Genomic DNA, 17,672 nt, shown 5'->3' with positions numbered 1-17,672 from the left:
AATTAATATTATGTAGTCAAGCTGTTAAGATCAAAGTTGATGGGCTATTTTTAGAAGATTTTTCAATGTATGGCGTTATATAAGTTGTACGCAAATGAAAAAGGCCTAATGGGTTAGGCCTTTTAGCGGGTGATAAGTCACCGTTAATTCATTGATGGTAACTCCATAATACCGTCAATTTCAATTTGTACATTTTTTGGTAACTCTTTCACACCAATAGCAGCTCTGGCAGGATAAGGTGTTTTGAAGTACTGACTCATAATTTCATTTACGGTGGCAAAATTGCTTAAGTCCGTCATGAAAATATTCACTTTCACCATATCTTGCAACTGTCCGCCTGCCGCTTCACATACTGCGGTTAAGTTTTTAAACACCTGATGTGTTTGCTCTGCAAAATTTTCAGAGATAACTTCCATTGTATCTGGCACCAGCGGGATCTGGCCCGATAGGTATACCGCAGTACCTACTTTGATTGCTTGGTTGTATGTACCGATCGCAGCAGGTGCCTGATCGGTTGAAATAATTGCTTTATTCATAATAACTTCCTTAGCGCTTTCTATATACACGCTGCACATCAGGCATAACGCGGATCTTGCGCATAATATTGGCGACGTGAATTCTATCTTTTACTGTCACGCCCAAATCAATAATATATAAATTACTTTCTTTTTCTTCTGTGGCTATCTCAACAATATTAGCTTGTGCACTGGCAACCACATTGGTTAATTTGGCAAGCGCACCTTGGTGGTTGATGATCTCTACTCTCAGTGCTGCTATGTACTCTTTCTCGGGATTGTCTTCCCATTTTACAACGCAGTACTTCGCACGTTCACCTTCCCAGCCTTTGATATTACGGCACTCTTGTCTATGCACCATCAAGCCTTTACCTTGACTGACATAGGCTGCAATTGCATCACCTGGCACAGGTCGGCAACACTTAGCGTAAGTCACTAGCATACCTTCAGTACCAATAATCGCAGCTTTGGCTTGCTTGGCAAGGCTTTCAAGTCCGTCATCAGCCTGAAGTAAACGTTTGGCAATTAATACACTCATGATATTGCCATTACCTATTTCCACAAGCAGCTCTAGTAGTGTATTAAGATTATGCTCTTCTAGAACACGTTCAATCTGCTCGGTTGGAATGTCATCGAGTTTTTGCTCACCCAGTGCTGAGTCAAGCAAGCGCCTACCCAATTGAATAGACTCTTCTTGGTGCTGGCTCTTGAGGTAATTGCGAACGCCTAAACGCGCCTTACCTGTCACAATAAAGTTAAGCCAAGTGGCATTCGGGTGTGCCCCAGAGCTGGTGATAACTTCAACGGTCTGCCCGGTATCTAATGCTTTACTTAATGGATATGGTTTACGGTTTACCCTAGCTCCGACGCAAGTGTTGCCCACATCGGTATGTACGGCATAGGCAAAATCAACAGCCGTTGCGCCCATTGGTAGCTCAACGATGCGACCATCAGGAGTAAATACATAGATTTCTTCTGGGAAAAGTTCTGTTTTTACATTTTCAACAAACTCAAAAGAAGAGCCTGCACTTTGTTGCAGTTCAAGTAAGCTCTGCATCCATTGGCGTGCACGTTGCTGCGCAGTATGACCTGCACTATCACCTGATTTTTTATACATCCAATGTGCAGCAACCCCTTTGTCTGCCATATGGTCCATGTCATGTGTTCTAATTTGAATTTCGACAGGGATACCGTGCGGGCCGACTAGAGAGGTGTGTAGTGATTGGTAACCATTGGTTTTAGGGACGGCGATGTAGTCTTTAAAGCGGGTTTCAATTGGCTTGTATAGGTTATGCGCAACGCCAAGGACTCGGTAACAGGTATCGATATTATCGACATTAATGCGAAATGCATAGATATCCATGACTTCATTGAATAACAGCTCTTTGTTGAGCATTTTTTTATAAATACTATATAAGTGCTTTTCACGTCCCTTAACGGAAGCGGCGATCCCGCTTTCTTCTAAGCGAGACTCTATCTCAGTCTGAATATTACTGATCACTTCTTTGCGGTTACCACGCGCTTTGGCGACTTCTGACTTAAGTGCGCGGTGGCGCATCGGGTAGAGCGCTTGAAAACCTAAGTCCTCTAGCTCATTCTTGATGTCATGGATACCTAAGCGATTGGCAATTGGCGCGAATATTTCAAGCGTCTCTCTTGCAATTCTGCGGCGTTTTTCAGGTCTTAAAAACCCTAACGTGCGCATATTATGTGTTCTGTCCGCAAGCTTGATAAGAATGACGCGAATATCCTGTGTCATTGCCATGATCATTTTGCGATAGTTTTCAGCTTGAAATTCTTTTTTGTCTTTAAAGTCGAGCTTATCTAATTTACTTACACCCGCAACAAGTTCGGCAACGGTTTCACCGAAGATTTCAGCCAGATCTGCCTGACTAAAATCAGTATCTTCAATGACGTCATGCATTAATGCAGCCATGAGCGTCTCATGGTCTAACTTCATGCTGGCAAGTATCTGCGTCACTTCAACAGGGTGAGTGATATAGGGTTCACCACTTGAGCGCGTTTGCCCTTCGTGCGCTTCGCGCGCAACAACATAGGCTTTTTGCACCAATTCCACATCTTCAGGTGCTAGGTACTCTGAGATTTTTTTCTTGAGGCCTTCAAATAGATACATTCACACTCCAATGTTCCAGTGAAGTTAATAGATAGTTATTATTGAATATACGATGAATTGGCTCGGAAGCCAACGCAAAGGCGTGATGCTTTTGCAAATAATGAAAAAAAACGCCAGCTTTGAGCTGGCGTTATATAAAACTTTACTTAGACAGGGCATTTTAAGCCGTCTAGAAGTTTATTTAGCGGTTACCACCAACAATAGCTGCAACTGCTGCAAGCTCTGCTGCTTCTTGGTTTTGCTGCTCTTCACGGTCGATCACGTCAAGAGAGTCTGTTGTTACAAGACCTTCTTCGATTTCACGTAGCGCGATAACGGTTGGCTTGTCATTTTCAGCCTCAACCATAGGGTCTTTGCCACCAACAGAAATCTGACGAGCGCGACGCGCTGCAACAAGGATTAAATCGAAACGGTTACCAATTTTATCTACTGCATCTTCTACAGTTACGCGAGCCATCGAAGCACTCCAAAAAATTATACATTTAGCAAAGGGCTAGTTTACTTCAATCAGCCCTGTTCGCCAAGTGAATGGTTAAAATTTATCGCGAGTATGTCAATCTCATCCAAGATTTAACGTGTTTAATCAGCGAGTAGATCTGCGATAAGTGCTTTGTGACGAGTTTGCTGCGCTTTGATTTGCAATCTCGCTGCGACAACAATGTGCTCTAATTCACACAGCGCAGTATCAAAATTATCATTCACTATGACGTAATCAAATTCATCGTAATGGCTACTTTCTGATTTAGCTTCAGCCATTCTAGCTGCAATCACTTCTTGTGAGTCTTGGCCACGGTTATTTAAGCGCTGCTCTAATTCGCTTTGCGAAGGCGGTAAGATAAACACGGTTTTGACTTCAGGCATTAACGCTCTGACTTGCCTTGCACCCTGCCAATCTATATCTAAAAAGACATCGATGCCCTTGTTTAACTGATCTTCAATCGCTTGCTTTGACGTACCATAGTAATTCTCAAAGACTTGCGCCCATTCAAAAAAATCACCTTTATCGATCAGTGCTTTGAATTCATCAACGGAAACAAAGTGATAATGCTCACCATTGTTTTCCCCAGGACGGGGTGAACGTGTTGTATGTGATACTGAAACTTTAATATTGGCTTGTTTGTCCAATAAAGCTTTGATCAAGCTTGATTTACCAGCCCCAGAAGGCGCAGATAAGATAAACAAGTTACCGCGAGTCATTGTCATAGTGAAAAACCTTTGTGTACGCAAAAGGGAGTATGAGCGCTTATTACTCCCGTAAAAAGCGCTATTTTAAATCTTTGTGCGTCTACTTACCAGTTTTGGCTAGCCACGTAATCTAAATCGGCTCACCAACACGGCCAGCTCTTCCGCTTGTTTGTTCAGCTCTTGTGCTGAATGTGCGGCGACTTGTGTATCTTGCAAAGAGCTCTGGCTCGATTGCTCAATTTGTGAAATATCTCTGGCCATTTCACTGGCTACGACTGATTGCTCTTCAGTGGCGGTGGCAATTGATTGGATCATCGTCGCGATTTCACTGGCACCGGTGACGATCCCTTCAAGTTGTGTACCCGCATCTTCAGCCATAGACACGCTGTGGTTAACTTGCGATACGCTGTTTTCCATGGATTTAACCGCATGTTCTGTCTGAGATTGAATTGATTGTACGGTACTTACAACTTCTTCAGTGGCTTTGGATGTGCGCTCAGCCAGTGTTCTTACTTCATCTGCAACCACGGCAAAACCACGCCCTTGTTCGCCTGCTCGTGCGGCTTCAATTGCGGCGTTAAGCGCCAGTAAGTTGGTTTGTTCTGCAATACTGCCAATCACGCCAATCACATTGCCAATTTGACTACTTAGCTCGCCAAGGTGTGTGACATTTTCAGCGGTATCCTGTACCTCATTTGAAGCAGATTTAATTTTATCAACGGTGGCTGTTACTGTTGAGCCGCCCTCTGATGCAAGGTTTCGTGCGCCGTCGGCATGGCTTGCGGCAACCTGACTTTGAGATGCCACCTCTGACACTGTGGCACTCATTTGCTCTATGGCTGTGGCGACCTGTGTGGATTGGTCGGCGGATGCTTGGCTGCGAGAAGCAATTTGATTGTTTGTCTCAGCAATATCATCACTGGATGTTTTAACATCATTCACCACATTACTAATAGCTTGTAGTAGAGAGTTGAGTGAGTTTGACATCTTATTAGTGGCTTCTGCGAGGCTGTCAATTTCATCTTTGCCTTCATGGGTCAGCAGCGGTCTTGAGATATCTCCTTCACTGATCCCCTCGGCAATGGTGAGTACTTGACTTAAACGAGTTACAATCGAGCGACTGATCACAAATGCGACGGCGATAGCGATAATGGCTGCGACAAGCGTGATGAGGATAATGATCACAAGTGTGGTATTAAGCCCCTCAACCAATAAATCCAGCGCTTTAGTGGCATCATCTTTTTCTTCTTCACTAGAGACTTCAAGAATCTCGGATAGCTCAATCATTTGGTTAGTTGTAAGCTCAGCTAATTTTTTTTGTGCAGTAACGTAAGCTGTTGAGTCATAGGAGCGAAAGACTTCTTGTGCTTCTGATTGAATGGTTGCGAACATCTCTTCAATGCGTGCAATATCACGAACTTCATTAGGTTTTTGCTCTAAAGGTTTTAATAAATCTAAGTAATGTCTGAAGCTTTGTGCATCATCGTTAAAATCCGCTTCAGCGGCTGGGGCACCCGTGGTGTGAGAAATGATGGCTGCGATCATGTCACCACCCTCATCAACTAGCTCTAAATAATATCTGACACCCGGTAAGTCATCGTTTATTGATTCCTGTAGATCGGTTGATTTTAGGGCACCATTAAATTCTTGCTCTTTTAAATCATCTAATAAATCTTCCAATGGTTGGCCTACGTCACGATCTAATTTATCAACGCGTTGCTTAACTTGTTCGTAAGCGCGAGGGTCATATTTGGCAAAAATCTCGTTATTTACATCGCGGTGGAATTTCTCTGCCAACTCCATGATACGCGCCATTTTGTCTCTGTCAGATTGCTTCGCAGACTCATAGCCGTAAAGCTCTTTTTGAGTGGACTTGAAACGTTCGAACAACTGATTAAATTGTCCCACTTTACTGACATCGCCATTGAGATATTCAAGCGCAATATTATTGAGCTGATACTCTAAATGAAGAAGGCGGTTATATAAGATCATACCGGGTAGGTCATCACCTTTAACTTCAAAAGCTCTTGCAGTCTCGGTGGAGACTTTAAACCAAACAACGGTACTGGAAAAAACCATCAGTGCGATGAGGCAACCAAAGGATAAATAAAGCTTTTTACTCAAGTTCATATTGTTACCCAAGAAAGTTGTGTACTCCGATTCCCTGGAATATCAAATTTGCCTTTTCAAATTATTAATTAAGGACAAGAAAATTGCGAATTTATGAATTAATTTCCTGATTGTTTGTTATATCGACATAAAAAGGTTCATAAAAGCACTTCGGGTAAAGCAAGCTATTGTTTACTTGTTCAAAAAGTAAACTGGGTTTTCTCGCTTTTGATAGTAAGTGGTGAGATGCTTGTTGTTGTGAAGTAATTTTCAGGTTTGGTAAAAAGCCAAGCCTGAATTAGGCTTGGCGATGTACAGTGAACTAACTTTCGCTGTTTGTCACCCTAGGGTGCCTAGAATGGAATATAACTAACGCGATATATACACAAGTCGCATAGGTGTTGATCAGTGGCAGCATTGCTGTGATAACAGCTAATACTTTGCTATATCGATATTTGTGTGCGACGAAGTAGTTTATTACAAGGCAAACAAAAACTTGCACAAAAAAAGCGACGGATATAAGGTGTAGCTCACCATTTCTAAGCATTTCTATCATATTTTAAGTCCTGTCAATTGGGGTAATGATTACTCTTCCCCTCACTCCTGTTTGTATAACTCTTAATCGAATACCATACTCTGCTGCTTTTTGTATGTACTGCTCTAGCTTGTATTGTGAAGAAAACTGATAAGTACCGTGAATTGAGGATCCTGCATCTGGGATCCGGTTTCCTTCAGAGTCTATTGCACTATGTCTTGTATACGTTAAGCGCAGTTTGGTCCCTGACCTCAAAGTGGCTGCTTTCATAACTAATTGCGAGCCATCATCAAACTCAAATAATAGCTCAATTCCTGCAAGTGGGTCATAGAATAAACCGCCAAAGATTGAGATAATTTGAGTTGACCAGTATGTTAGAGAGTCGTTTTGCTCAGCCCAATCATCGAGCCTATCTCTACTGCTACTATTTTGGGCCAACTCCCAAGCTGAAGTATAACCACTACTGCTAGGCACACGCGTTTTCTTGGCTAAGTGCATATAAGACTGGGCACGTTTCGCTTTATCGATCAAACTTTGTGGAGTCGAAGACCTTCTGGCAATGACAATGGTTTCAAGTTCGCCAAACCGGTCTAATTGTGGTCTGGAAGTAACGTGAAATGACCCTGCTATTCCATGCGGAATGCTAACAAGGTGAACAGTGTATGCAGACGACATACTGTCTCCATTTGTTCTGTCAAAAATATAGGACCTTGCCTTGCTCTGCATAGATGTCACCGATGAACAACTTGAACAGGTTATGTAGCTGTCAGCATGGGCTTTTATATTGATAAAACATAGTAACAATAGAGTGAGGAAAGAGGAATTAAATAGCTCTTTTTTCATAACAATATCTCCTTATTAAATTGCTTTTTAAATGTTGTTCAAGCAGCTTAATTTCGCAATTGAATGGAGTTGAATAAACATATGATTTAAAAGCTCTTTTATTAACTATTTTATCAGTTGAGTAGTTTGTAGAACGTATTGGCAGATAGCTGCAAAATTTTAAACTTTAAGTATCTGTTTTTATTCGATTGCTTAAGTTTTGTCAGCTGTATATTTTCTCAATTTAAATATTTATATGCTTTTTTGATGATAACACTCTAAACATCAGGCTTATTTTGAGTTTAAATTGAGCTATTAGACAGGCTGCGTCACAGGTTCATGCATGTATTTTGGTTTGTATTTACATAAAAAAGCCCAGCAATGCTGGGCGCTTGTCAATAATTTGGATTTACCTAATTATTACTCAATATTCTGGATCTGCTCACGCATTTGCTCTATCAGAACTTTTAGTTCTACCGCGGCATTGGTGATCTCTGCATTGATAGACTTAGAGGCAAGTGTGTTCGACTCACGATTAAACTCTTGCATCATAAAGTCCAAACGACGGCCGCATGCGCCACCTTTTTTCAAGATTTTATGCGTCTCTTTGACGTGAGATTTTAAGCGGTCTAGCTCTTCTGCAACATCTTGCTTTTGTGCAAGGTAAATCAGCTCTTGCTCTAAGCGCGATTCATCGATGTCCGTTTGCAGCTCTTCTAGTTTTTGTGTGAGCTTGTCACGCTGCCATTTTGTTACTTCAGGCATATGGCCTTCAACAACGGCTACTTGTTCAAGAATACTGTCTAGGCGTGTGGTGATCATGCTTTCAAGGTTTGCACCTTCAGAGGCTCTTGCTGCTTTAAAGTCTTGTACGACTTCGTCAAAACCGGCAAGTAATGCACTGTTTACTTCATCTAAATCGACTTCTTCAGCTTCCATAACGCCTGGCCAACGCAGGATTTCAGTTGGGTTGATATCACCACCGCTGATAGATTGCACCCATTTAGCGTTTTCTAAGATTTGTTTGGCTAGGGTTTCGTTAATAGACAGCTGACCAACGTGAGCTGGATTTGCTGCAAATTTTAAATAGACTTCTACTTTGCCTCGTTGTAGTTGCTTACGAAGGCGTTCACGTACTACTGGCTCTAATGCCCTGAATTGCTCCGGCGCGCGGATAAATGTTTCGAGATAACGTTGATTGACTGAGCGGATCTCCCAAACCCCAGTGCCCCAATCGCCTTTTACCTCTTTTCGAGCGTAGGCGGTCATACTATGGATCATATAAAGTTCCTATTTAATTAAGTTTGCGTGGCCATTATAGCCTAAGAAAAACGCTGCTCGATAGGTAAAGCTAAGATTTCTTTTGGTATTGCGTGGCATAGCGCAAAGGATCCCTTTATAATATTGCGAAACTTTGATGATAGGGGAACGTGGATGCGTCCAAGCGAAAGAACTGCAAATCAGATTAGACCTGTAACATTTACCCGTAACTATACAATGCATGCTGAAGGTTCAGTGCTTGTAGAGTTTGGCAATACAAAAGTGCTGTGTACAGCGACTGTGGAAGCGGGCGTACCGCGTTTTATGAAAGGACAAGGTAAAGGTTGGATCACTGCAGAGTATGGCATGCTTCCTCGCTCTACTCACACCCGTAATGGCCGCGAAGCAGCAAAAGGCAAGCAAGGTGGTCGTACGATGGAAATTCAACGCCTTATCGCACGCGCTTTACGTGCTGCGGTTGATCTATCTGCGTTAGGTGAAAACACCATTACAATTGACTGCGATGTGCTGCAAGCGGATGGTGGTACACGTACAGCATCAATCAGTGGTGCATGTGTGGCTTTGGTTGACGCACTGACGCACATGCGTGCTAAAGGCATGATCAATGCAAATCCACTTAAGTTCATGATTGCCGCGATATCTGTTGGTGTATACAACGGTGAAGCGATCAGTGACTTAGAGTACCTTGAAGACTCAGAAGCAGAAACTGACATGAATGTGATCATGACAGAAACAGGTAAGCTGATTGAAGTGCAAGGTACTGCTGAAGGCGAACCTTTCTCATTCGAAGAGCTTGATGAGTTGCTGGCACTCGCTAAGCATTCAATTCGCGAGATCATCGATATTCAAAAACAAGCATTAGCGTAAACAGTAGGTGAGTTATGAAACAGTATCAAAAAGATTTTATTGAATTTGCGCTGGAAAAGCAGGTACTAAAGTTTGGTGAGTTTACGCTTAAATCAGGTCGTACTAGCCCTTACTTCTTTAATGCTGGCTTATTTAACACGGGTCGTGACCTTGCGCGTTTAGGTCGTTTTTATGCTGCAGCACTAGAAGATGCGGGCATTGCTTATGATGTGTTATTTGGCCCAGCCTATAAAGGCATTCCAATTGCGACGACAACTGCGGTTGCACTGGCTGATCACCATGACAAAGACGTACCTTACTGCTTTAATCGTAAAGAAAAAAAGCAGCACGGTGAAGGCGGAAACCTCGTTGGTTCAGAGCTTAAAGGCCGTATTATGCTGGTTGATGATGTGATCACAGCTGGTACAGCAATCCGTGAGTCGATGGAAATTATTAAGGCGAATGAAGCAGACTTAGCTGGTGTATTGATTGCCCTTGATCGCCAGGAAAAAGGTAAAGGTGAGCTTTCTGCAATTCAAGAAGTAGAGCGTGACTTTGGCACAGAAGTGGTGTCGATTGTTAAGCTTGCTGATCTAATTACTTACCTAGAGCAACAAGGTAGCGCTTCTGAGCATCTAGCTGCAGTTAAAGCGTACCGTGACCAATACGGTGTTGCTTAAGTTGTGACTGAATTAAGTACTTATTAAAAATACCAGCCAACAGGCTGGTATTTTTTTGTCTGTGCAAAAGTGTTTTGCGTACAAAGTCAGCCTAGGCTCATTGGAGTATGTTACTCTAGGGGCAATTTTCATAACTAGCTGAACTTATGCATATTCATATTCTTGGGATCTGCGGCACCTTTATGGGGGGCATTGCAGCCATCGCACAATCTTTGGGCCATAAAGTCACGGGCTCAGACCAAAACGTTTACCCGCCAATGAGTACCCAACTTGAGTCTTTGGGTATTGAATTAACGCAAGGTTATGATCCCGCTCAGTTGGAGCCAAGGCCGGATGTGGTTGTGATAGGCAATGCAATGAGTCGCGGCAACCCCTGTGTAGAGTATGTGTTAGAGAAAGGCCTGCCGTATACATCTGGACCTGAGTGGTTAAAACAGCATGTATTGCAAGATGCTTGGGTACTCGCTGTTGCTGGCACACATGGCAAAACCACCACAGCCAGTATGTTAGCTTGGTTGCTAGAATATGCAGGTCTTAAACCTGGCTTTTTAATCGGTGGGATTGTGCAAAATTTTGGTTTATCCGCTCGGGTTACCGATACGCCATTCTTTGTTATCGAAGCCGATGAATATGACACCGCATTTTTTGATAAGCGCAGCAAGTTTGTTCACTATTTACCACGTACTTTAATTTTGAATAACCTCGAGTTTGATCATGCAGACATTTTTGCTGATTTAAATGCCATCCAGACCCAGTTCCACCATTTGATCAGAACCCTGCCAGGGCAGGGGAAAGCAATTTATCCAGCACAAGATAGTGCAATAAATGAGGTGTTAGCGCGTGGTTTTTGGAGTCAAAAAGAATCGCTTGGTGGGGATTGGTCGTATCAATTAATCGCGCCAGATGGCAGCCGCTTTAACGTGCTGCTGCAGGGCGAAGAAGTTGGTGAGGTAAACTGGTCTGCCATTGGTGAGCACAATGTGAAAAACGCCATTATGGCCATTGCTGCCGCGCGTCATGTCGGGATCCCGGTTGAGGTAAGCATTGAAGCACTGCAAACTTTCAAGTCGCCAAAACGTCGCATGGAACTCAAAGCCGAAATTGGCGGTGTGAGTGTATATGATGACTTTGCACATCATCCAACTGCGATTGAAACGACGCTTGCTGGGCTTCGTGCCAAAGTGGGTAGTGATGAAATTATTGCTATTTTGGAGCCGCGTTCAAATACCATGAAAATGGGCGTGCACCAAGATACGTTAATGAATGCGCTTGGCGCCGCTGATGAAGCTTTAGTCTATGAGCCACAAGGCCTTTCGTGGTCTTTAAAAGAAGCGGCGCAAAAAGCGGGTCGCCAATGTTTTGCGAGTACAGATGATATTATTAAGTACGTCACTTCGCAGGCCAAACCAAATCAGCATATTTTAATTATGAGTAACGGTGGTTTTAATGGCATTCATGATGCCCTTACTGCCGAGCTTAAAAAGGTAATGTCATAAACCTATGTCACAATTTAAAGATCCAATTACGTTAGCATTTAGTGGCGCATCGGGTGCGCCATATGGCCTACGTTTGTTAGAAGTTTTGGTTGCACTGGATTATCAAGTCTTTGTGCTTATCTCCAGCGCCGCGCGCGTTGTACTGGATACTGAGTCCAACGTTAAACTCTCTGGTAATGAAGCCAAAGCCACTGAACAGCTCAGTGCGTTATGCAAAGCCAAAGAAGGTCAAATTCAAGTCTTTGGGAAAGACAACTGGTTTAGTCCTGTTGCATCTGGTTCTGCCGCACCGAAAAAAATGGTGGTGTGTCCGTGTAGTGCAGGAAGTGTCTCAGCGATTGCACTGGGGGCATCAGATAACTTGCTTGAGCGTGCAGCGGACGTGGTGATCAAAGAGCGTGGGCAGTTAATATTAGTGCCACGAGAGACGCCATTTAGCCCAATTCATTTGGAAAATATGCTCAAGCTGAGTCAATTAGGCGTCACGATTATGCCTGCTGCGCCGGGATTTTATCATCAACCACAGTCCATCGAGGATTTGGTAGATTTTATGGTGGCACGGATTTTAGACCATCTAAACATTGAACATAATCTGGCAAAACGCTGGGGATATGGCGACTAAATTGTTTGAAAACACATTATGGGGATTGGGGATCCGAAATACATGACAACTGCATTAAGTATAAAAGGCTTAAAGAAAGTCTATAAAAACGGTGTTGAAGCCGTTAAAGGGATAGATTTAGAGGTGCAAGAAGGGGATTTCTTCGCATTGCTAGGCCCTAACGGGGCGGGCAAGTCGACAACAATTGGGGTTATTGCCTCTTTGGTGAATAAAACTCAAGGTGAGGTCAGTGTTTTTGGCCACTCAATTGATACCGCATTAGAAGAGGCGAAATCTGAGCTAGGTCTAGTCCCTCAGGAATTCAACTTTAGCCAGTTCGAAACGCTGAATCAAATTTTGGTGAATCAAGCGGGCTACTATGGCGTACCTCGCCAAGTTGCACATCAGCGCGCCGAGAAATACCTCAAGCAGCTAGGACTGTTTGATAAAAAAGACAAGCAAGCACGTACCTTATCTGGTGGTATGAAACGCCGCTTAATGATCGCTCGTGCACTGATGCATGAACCAAAGCTATTGATATTGGATGAGCCTACGGCTGGTGTAGATATAGAGCTAAGACGCTCGATGTGGGATTTCTTGCGTGAAATTAACAGCCAAGGTGTCACCATTATCTTAACAACTCACTATTTAGAAGAGGCTGAGTTATTGTGTCGTAATATCGCCATTATCGATAAAGGGGTGATTGTCGAGCACACCACAATAAAAGCCTTATTAGCAAAGTTAGACAAAGAAACCTTTATTTTAGACTTACAAGCTCCCATCAAGCCTGTATCGCTGTCAGGATACCAGTTTACCTTGATTGATGATCACACGCTTGAAGTCGAAGTGGAGAAGTCACAAGGGCTTAATCGAGTCTTTGCGCAATTGAGCGAGCAGGGTAATACAGTGTTAAGTATGCGAAATAAAGCGAATCGCTTAGAGGAGCTATTTGTGGGGTTATTAGAGCAGGGGCGTAAGCAATGAGCATATTAAAATACCGTGTTGCACTGAAAAGTATTTGGATTAAAGAGTGTATACGCTTTTTGCGCATTTGGGTGCAAACCTTAGTACCGCCAGCCATTACGATGACACTTTACTTTATCATTTTTGGTAGCTTGATTGGATCGCGCATTGGTGAAATGGGCGGCTTTGGTTACATGGAGTTTATTGTGCCGGGTCTAATTATGATGTCGGTGATCACCAACTCCTATTCAAATGTGGCGTCTAGCTTTTACTCAACAAAGTTTCAAAAGAGTATTGAAGAGTTACTGGTTGCACCCGTACCTAACTATGTGATTGTACTCGGTTACATGGGGGGCGGTATGGCTCGTGGCATGCTGGTGGGCTTAATTGTCAGCTTGGTTAGTTTGTTCTTCGTGGATATTCAAATTCACAATATCGCAGTGATTGTGGCCACTGTGGTGCTCACTTCCGCTGTGTTTGCACTTGGCGGTTTGATCAACGCCGTGTATGCAAACAGCTTTGATGATATCAGTATTATTCCGACCTTTGTGCTGACGCCGTTGACGTATCTGGGTGGGGTATTCTACTCGATTCAGTTGCTCCCTGAGTTCTGGCAAGGGATATCGCAAATCAACCCAATCATTTATATGGTTAACGCGTTCAGATATGGCTTCTTAGGTGTATCTGACGTCAATATCTATGTTGCATTTGGCGTGCTCATTGGTTTTATTTCTGTGCTATTTACGATTGCGCTGACACTGATTAAGCGTGGTGTTGGACTAAGACACTAAGTTAACTGTAGAGCATGTTCCAAAATAGGGCCGTGCTCTACTTTTTCACCTTCCACGTACCATGCGAGCATGCAGTTTTATTCTGTTTTACTATTCCAATAAGCGTTCTACAACAGTATTTATGGCTAGGTTATGTCATGATACTTGACTGTATGATAATAACTATCACACAGTTAAAGTATTTTCGCTTTATAGTACGGTCACTTGCAAAACGGCTACTTACCTCGGAAGTTCACTCTCCAGATTAAATTTTAAAAATTTGAATAATAATGATATTTAACGCTATTTTAGATGGGGTTCTCACATTATATCTCCACAGTTTGGAGTGTATATTATTTAGTATTTATGAGTGTATTTTGAGCGCTCAAGTTTGGCGTTGAGGGATTTTTTAAGTTTTTTTAGGGCAAGTGTCTTTTTTTGAAATTTTCACTGTTTATCTATTATGGGTACATTCTGAATTTTAAAAAGGAAAGTTATGAAACTTAAAATCAATAAAAAAAACGTGAAGTCCTTATCTCCAAATACTAAGCGTATTGCTTTTGAACAGACTGCTCATGTTGCTGGTGGTACCGTCGATTATACTGGCGGCATTCACTGCCAAAACCTAAGTGCTGGTCCTAATCTTTGCGGCGATCTACCGCCCTACACAGGTAGACACTAATTGTCATATATTGAGTAGAATCCAATTGGCAATCAATAGATAGCTAGACTGGCGCGCACAGATCGGGTTTACCGAGTCTTGTGATGGCTTCCCCACCTAGTTTTATCGAGCTGATAAGCTCTGCTTGTCGGCTTTTTTGTTCTTATGGGAACTCTACGTGCTTTTAAAGCAGTACCCAAGGTCGTTCACCTCCTAAGCCTTTTTATCTTTTACTATTTACTTTGCTCTATAAGCTTTTAAAATTGCCCCATTCAAATGCAATATGATAAGTAACATGGCTGACGCAAACTCTCGAAATATCACGACAAATCAGACTGGACTACATGAAAAGCTCGACGAAATCGTTCAAAAGCACTTACGTGCAGAGTTCAAAAAGCCCATTGCTGAGCACACCTTAAGCGCGTTTAATGAGGTTAATGAAAGAGTACAGGCTTTTTCAGGTCCTATTATTTTAGATTCATGCTGTGGCGTTGGTGAGAGTACCGCAAACTTGGCTAAGCGTCATTCCGATGCCTTGGTGATTGGTATTGATAAGTCATCGCATCGCCTTGATAAACACGATGTTGAGTACAAGCAAGATGAGCACGGTCAGTATATATTGGTGCAAGCCGATTTAAATGATTTTTGGCGCTTGGCTTATGAAGCTAATTGGCAGCCTAGTCACCATTATTTGTTGTATCCAAACCCATGGCCAAAAGCCAAGCATATTCAAAGGCGTTGGCATGGTGCCGCTGTTTTTCCTTTTATTGTTAAGCTTGGCGGTGTACTTGAAGTGAGAAGTAATTGGTCTATTTATGTCGAGGAGTTCGCAAGAGCACTGCAGCTTGCGGGCATTACAGTTGACGCTGAGGCGTATGAAAGTGAGCACGCAATCACGCCATTTGAGCGTAAGTACTGGGCCAGTGGCCAATCCAGTACTCGCTTAGTGGTTAATTTAAACCAAACTTAATGGGTGAGGCCATAATCGCTAGGCCTCATTGAGTTGCACTCGAGCGGTTCCTTCTTTAATGTGCGGTGCCGCTGCACCAATGAATTCCCCCTCAAAAAGCGTAATATGTGTACCAGCTAATTGATTTAATTGCGCTTGGTTTTTTATCCCAGAAACAATCAAGGAGATCTGGCTGTTTTTACATTGCTCGCCAATATGCTTCACTAGCCCTTTAACTTGAGGGTTATCTGCTAGCTGCTCAATTAGCTTTTCGTCCAGTTTAACTGCATTGATAGACATTTTAAGTATGCGACTAATAGTGAGCAGGCCACTATTGCGTGAATTCACTAATATGTTTACGCCCTTAGCACGTAAAATACTGATGATTGCCGTCATATCGTTAAATTGACTGATCAGCGCCTGTTCGTCCAATTCAAAAGTGATTAAATTAGGTTGCGGGTAGCGGTTAATTGCTTGAGTAATGCACTCCATCATTTGCGGGTCACGCAAGTCTTGTGGAGTCAGTGCTAAACTCCAAGCAACATTGGTTTTTCTAAATTGTGCGACACACAACTCAAGCATTTGCTTGGTTAATTGCGAGTTGAGACGAGAGTGCTTAATTACTTCCCCAAAGGCTTGAGATTTTAATATAACGCCTTGCTCTGTCAGTACCCTCGGGGCGCAGTGGTACTGGACAATTTGCTGATCATTAATACTGGCCCTTGGGGTGAAATAAGGAATGATCCTATGCTGGTCAAAAGCACTTTGCACCGTTTTTGCAATGGCTAAATTAGACTCTTGCAGTAATTTGGTTTTCTGTGTTTGCTGCCCATATATGTAGGTAGTTTGATGAAGCTGCTGAGCTTGTCTGCATGCGATGAAGGCATTCTCGAGTAGCAGGCCTTTATTGCCGCGTGCTATACCTGCTTTTAGTTGAATGTATAGCATGGGCTCATTAAGAATGGGCCTTGAAAATGGAAACTCAGAAATTAAATTATTTAAATAGTGCTCACCATTTGGCGTATCACAGAGTAACACCAGTTTTGAGGTGGCCAAACGATACACTTTAAAGGGGGTGGTTAGGTTTTGAAAGTATCGCATTACATTTTGAATGACTTTGTCACCGACGCCTGCGCCATAAAAGCTGATGATTTCTTCAAGCTCACAAATAGAGATAATCGCGAGGCTCAAGTGCGACCTTTTTGCATTGTCTAAGTCTTGCTCAAGCGCTAAACGGTTGGCAAAACCCGTACGGGCATCAGTTGTTAGAGTGCGACGGTAAACAAGTATATAAGTGCCAGCCACAAGCAAAGCAATACAGAAGAAAAAGCTCGCTGAAAGCGCAGCCTGAGTGACATTTTCTTGCAGCTGACTTTCTATATGTGAAATCGTAATGTCTGCGCCTGTGAGGTAAATCTGTCCATTGGGAGTAATATGAGGCACGAATATTGTTTTAAAATGTCCCCATTTATCCGAGGAGATCTCAAAGACTTCAGTGGTTGATAAAAAGGCCCCTTTATTACTTGTGGTGGCTTCTTCATAGATATCTTTGAATTGGGTGATATGACCTTTGGCTACATCATCGACTGTATAACTGGAGGCTGTGAAACGCACATGGGGTGAGTCGTAAACCATTGAGTAGACGTACTCTACGCCAATAGATTGGGCAAGCTTTGTCAGTTGTTCGCTATGTGCTTTGTATTCAGTAAGAGATAAGTTTGCCAAGTTGTCGTGGTAGTTGGAGCCGACAAACAAATTTGCGCTATGTGCCGCGATGCGTAACTTTTCATCTATTTCACTCATGATTGTCGCTTTACTACTTTGATAGGTGTAGTAAACGTATCCGACAAGAGAGATGACAAAGATAATAAAGCCAATGAGTACCCAAGTTAAAGAAAGGGTACGATGAGCCAAGTTCCATTTAGTCATTGCAGTTCCTGTTGCTTGTAGCGTTAAATAATATTACAAATTTTATATCTTTGGTTTAAAGTTTACAAAGTTTTTAGCAGATTGCGCACATTTTTTGTACCTGAAAACTTTCATTTTGTTTATTTATGCAGAAAATAGCGGGCAAGTTTATTTTTTTACACTGCATTTAAAGACTTTCCTGCAACTTTAAAGTAGA

The 17,672-nt window shown here is 42.6% G+C and carries 16 protein-coding genes; 8 read left to right on the top strand and 8 right to left on the bottom strand.

Going from position 1 to position 17,672, the window contains the following annotated elements; all coding sequences use genetic code 11:
• Positions 1 to 143: 143 nt before the first annotated feature.
• The 7 genes from N477_RS02595 to N477_RS02565 all read right to left on the bottom strand — a co-directional run bounded on the left by N477_RS02595 (position 144) and on the right by N477_RS02565 (position 8,581).
• Entirely contained in the window at positions 144 to 536 is a 393-nt protein-coding gene (locus tag N477_RS02595) for a RidA family protein (protein WP_063361050.1), read from the bottom strand.
• 10 nt (positions 537 to 546) lie between these two features.
• A complete protein-coding gene (gene spoT, locus N477_RS02590) occupies positions 547 to 2,649 on the bottom strand; it encodes a bifunctional GTP diphosphokinase/guanosine-3',5'-bis pyrophosphate 3'-pyrophosphohydrolase (protein ID WP_063361049.1) in 2,103 nt (700 codons plus the stop codon).
• A gap of 181 nt (positions 2,650 to 2,830) precedes the next feature.
• Positions 2,831 to 3,106, bottom strand: coding sequence for a DNA-directed RNA polymerase subunit omega (gene rpoZ, locus N477_RS02585; protein WP_063361048.1), 276 nt, complete (start codon positions 3,104 to 3,106; stop codon positions 2,831 to 2,833).
• A gap of 122 nt (positions 3,107 to 3,228) precedes the next feature.
• Entirely contained in the window at positions 3,229 to 3,852 is a 624-nt protein-coding gene (gene gmk, locus N477_RS02580; protein ID WP_063361047.1) for a guanylate kinase, read from the bottom strand.
• Between the two features lie 99 nt (positions 3,853 to 3,951).
• A complete protein-coding gene (locus tag N477_RS02575; protein WP_063361046.1) occupies positions 3,952 to 5,964 on the bottom strand; it encodes a methyl-accepting chemotaxis protein in 2,013 nt (670 codons plus the stop codon).
• A 538-nt stretch (positions 5,965 to 6,502) separates the two neighbouring features.
• Positions 6,503 to 7,153 (bottom strand): hypothetical protein, encoded by a 651-nt coding sequence (locus N477_RS02570; RefSeq protein ID WP_063361045.1) that lies wholly within the window; start codon positions 7,151 to 7,153, stop codon positions 6,503 to 6,505.
• 567 nt (positions 7,154 to 7,720) lie between these two features.
• Positions 7,721 to 8,581, bottom strand: coding sequence for a YicC/YloC family endoribonuclease (locus N477_RS02565; RefSeq protein ID WP_039611914.1), 861 nt, complete (start codon positions 8,579 to 8,581; stop codon positions 7,721 to 7,723).
• 153 nt (positions 8,582 to 8,734) lie between these two features.
• Between N477_RS02565 and rph the strand changes: the two genes are divergently transcribed.
• The 8 genes from rph (at position 8,735) to trmB (ending at position 15,568) form a co-directional block, all read left to right on the top strand.
• Complete coding sequence (gene rph, locus N477_RS02560; RefSeq protein WP_023399777.1) at positions 8,735 to 9,448, top strand: ribonuclease PH; 714 nt, start codon at positions 8,735 to 8,737, stop codon at positions 9,446 to 9,448.
• Between the two features lie 14 nt (positions 9,449 to 9,462).
• Positions 9,463 to 10,107 carry an orotate phosphoribosyltransferase gene (gene pyrE, locus N477_RS02555; protein ID WP_046354198.1) on the top strand — a complete coding sequence of 215 codons (645 nt, stop codon included), beginning with the start codon at positions 9,463 to 9,465 and terminating at the stop codon, positions 10,105 to 10,107.
• Between the two features lie 146 nt (positions 10,108 to 10,253).
• Entirely contained in the window at positions 10,254 to 11,603 is a 1,350-nt protein-coding gene (gene mpl, locus N477_RS02550) for a UDP-N-acetylmuramate:L-alanyl-gamma-D-glutamyl-meso-diaminopimelate ligase (protein ID WP_063361044.1), read from the top strand.
• Between the two features lie 4 nt (positions 11,604 to 11,607).
• Positions 11,608 to 12,225, top strand: coding sequence for a flavin prenyltransferase UbiX (locus N477_RS02545; RefSeq protein ID WP_063361043.1), 618 nt, complete (start codon positions 11,608 to 11,610; stop codon positions 12,223 to 12,225).
• Positions 12,226 to 12,267: 42 nt separating this feature from the next.
• Positions 12,268 to 13,188, top strand: a complete 921-nt coding sequence (locus N477_RS02540) for an ABC transporter ATP-binding protein (RefSeq protein WP_063361042.1) — start codon at positions 12,268 to 12,270, stop codon at positions 13,186 to 13,188.
• Positions 13,189 to 13,190: 2 nt separating this feature from the next.
• Entirely contained in the window at positions 13,191 to 13,958 is a 768-nt protein-coding gene (locus tag N477_RS02535; protein WP_063361159.1) for an ABC transporter permease, read from the top strand.
• Positions 13,959 to 14,433: 475 nt separating this feature from the next.
• Positions 14,434 to 14,619, top strand: a complete 186-nt coding sequence (locus N477_RS02530; protein WP_063361041.1) for a hypothetical protein — start codon at positions 14,434 to 14,436, stop codon at positions 14,617 to 14,619.
• A gap of 274 nt (positions 14,620 to 14,893) precedes the next feature.
• Complete coding sequence (gene trmB / locus N477_RS02525) at positions 14,894 to 15,568, top strand: tRNA (guanine(46)-N(7))-methyltransferase TrmB (protein WP_063361040.1); 675 nt, start codon at positions 14,894 to 14,896, stop codon at positions 15,566 to 15,568.
• An 18-nt stretch (positions 15,569 to 15,586) separates the two neighbouring features.
• Here trmB and N477_RS02520 read toward each other — a convergent pair whose 3' ends face one another.
• Entirely contained in the window at positions 15,587 to 17,476 is a 1,890-nt protein-coding gene (locus tag N477_RS02520; protein ID WP_063361039.1) for a GGDEF domain-containing protein, read from the bottom strand.
• Between the last annotated feature and the right edge of the window lie 196 nt (positions 17,477 to 17,672).

Origin of the sequence: Pseudoalteromonas luteoviolacea H33-S (assembly GCF_001625695.1) — a bacterium.
Lineage (GTDB): Bacteria > Pseudomonadota > Gammaproteobacteria > Enterobacterales > Alteromonadaceae > Pseudoalteromonas > Pseudoalteromonas luteoviolacea_B.
This window is presented reverse-complemented; position numbering and strand designations above follow the sequence as displayed.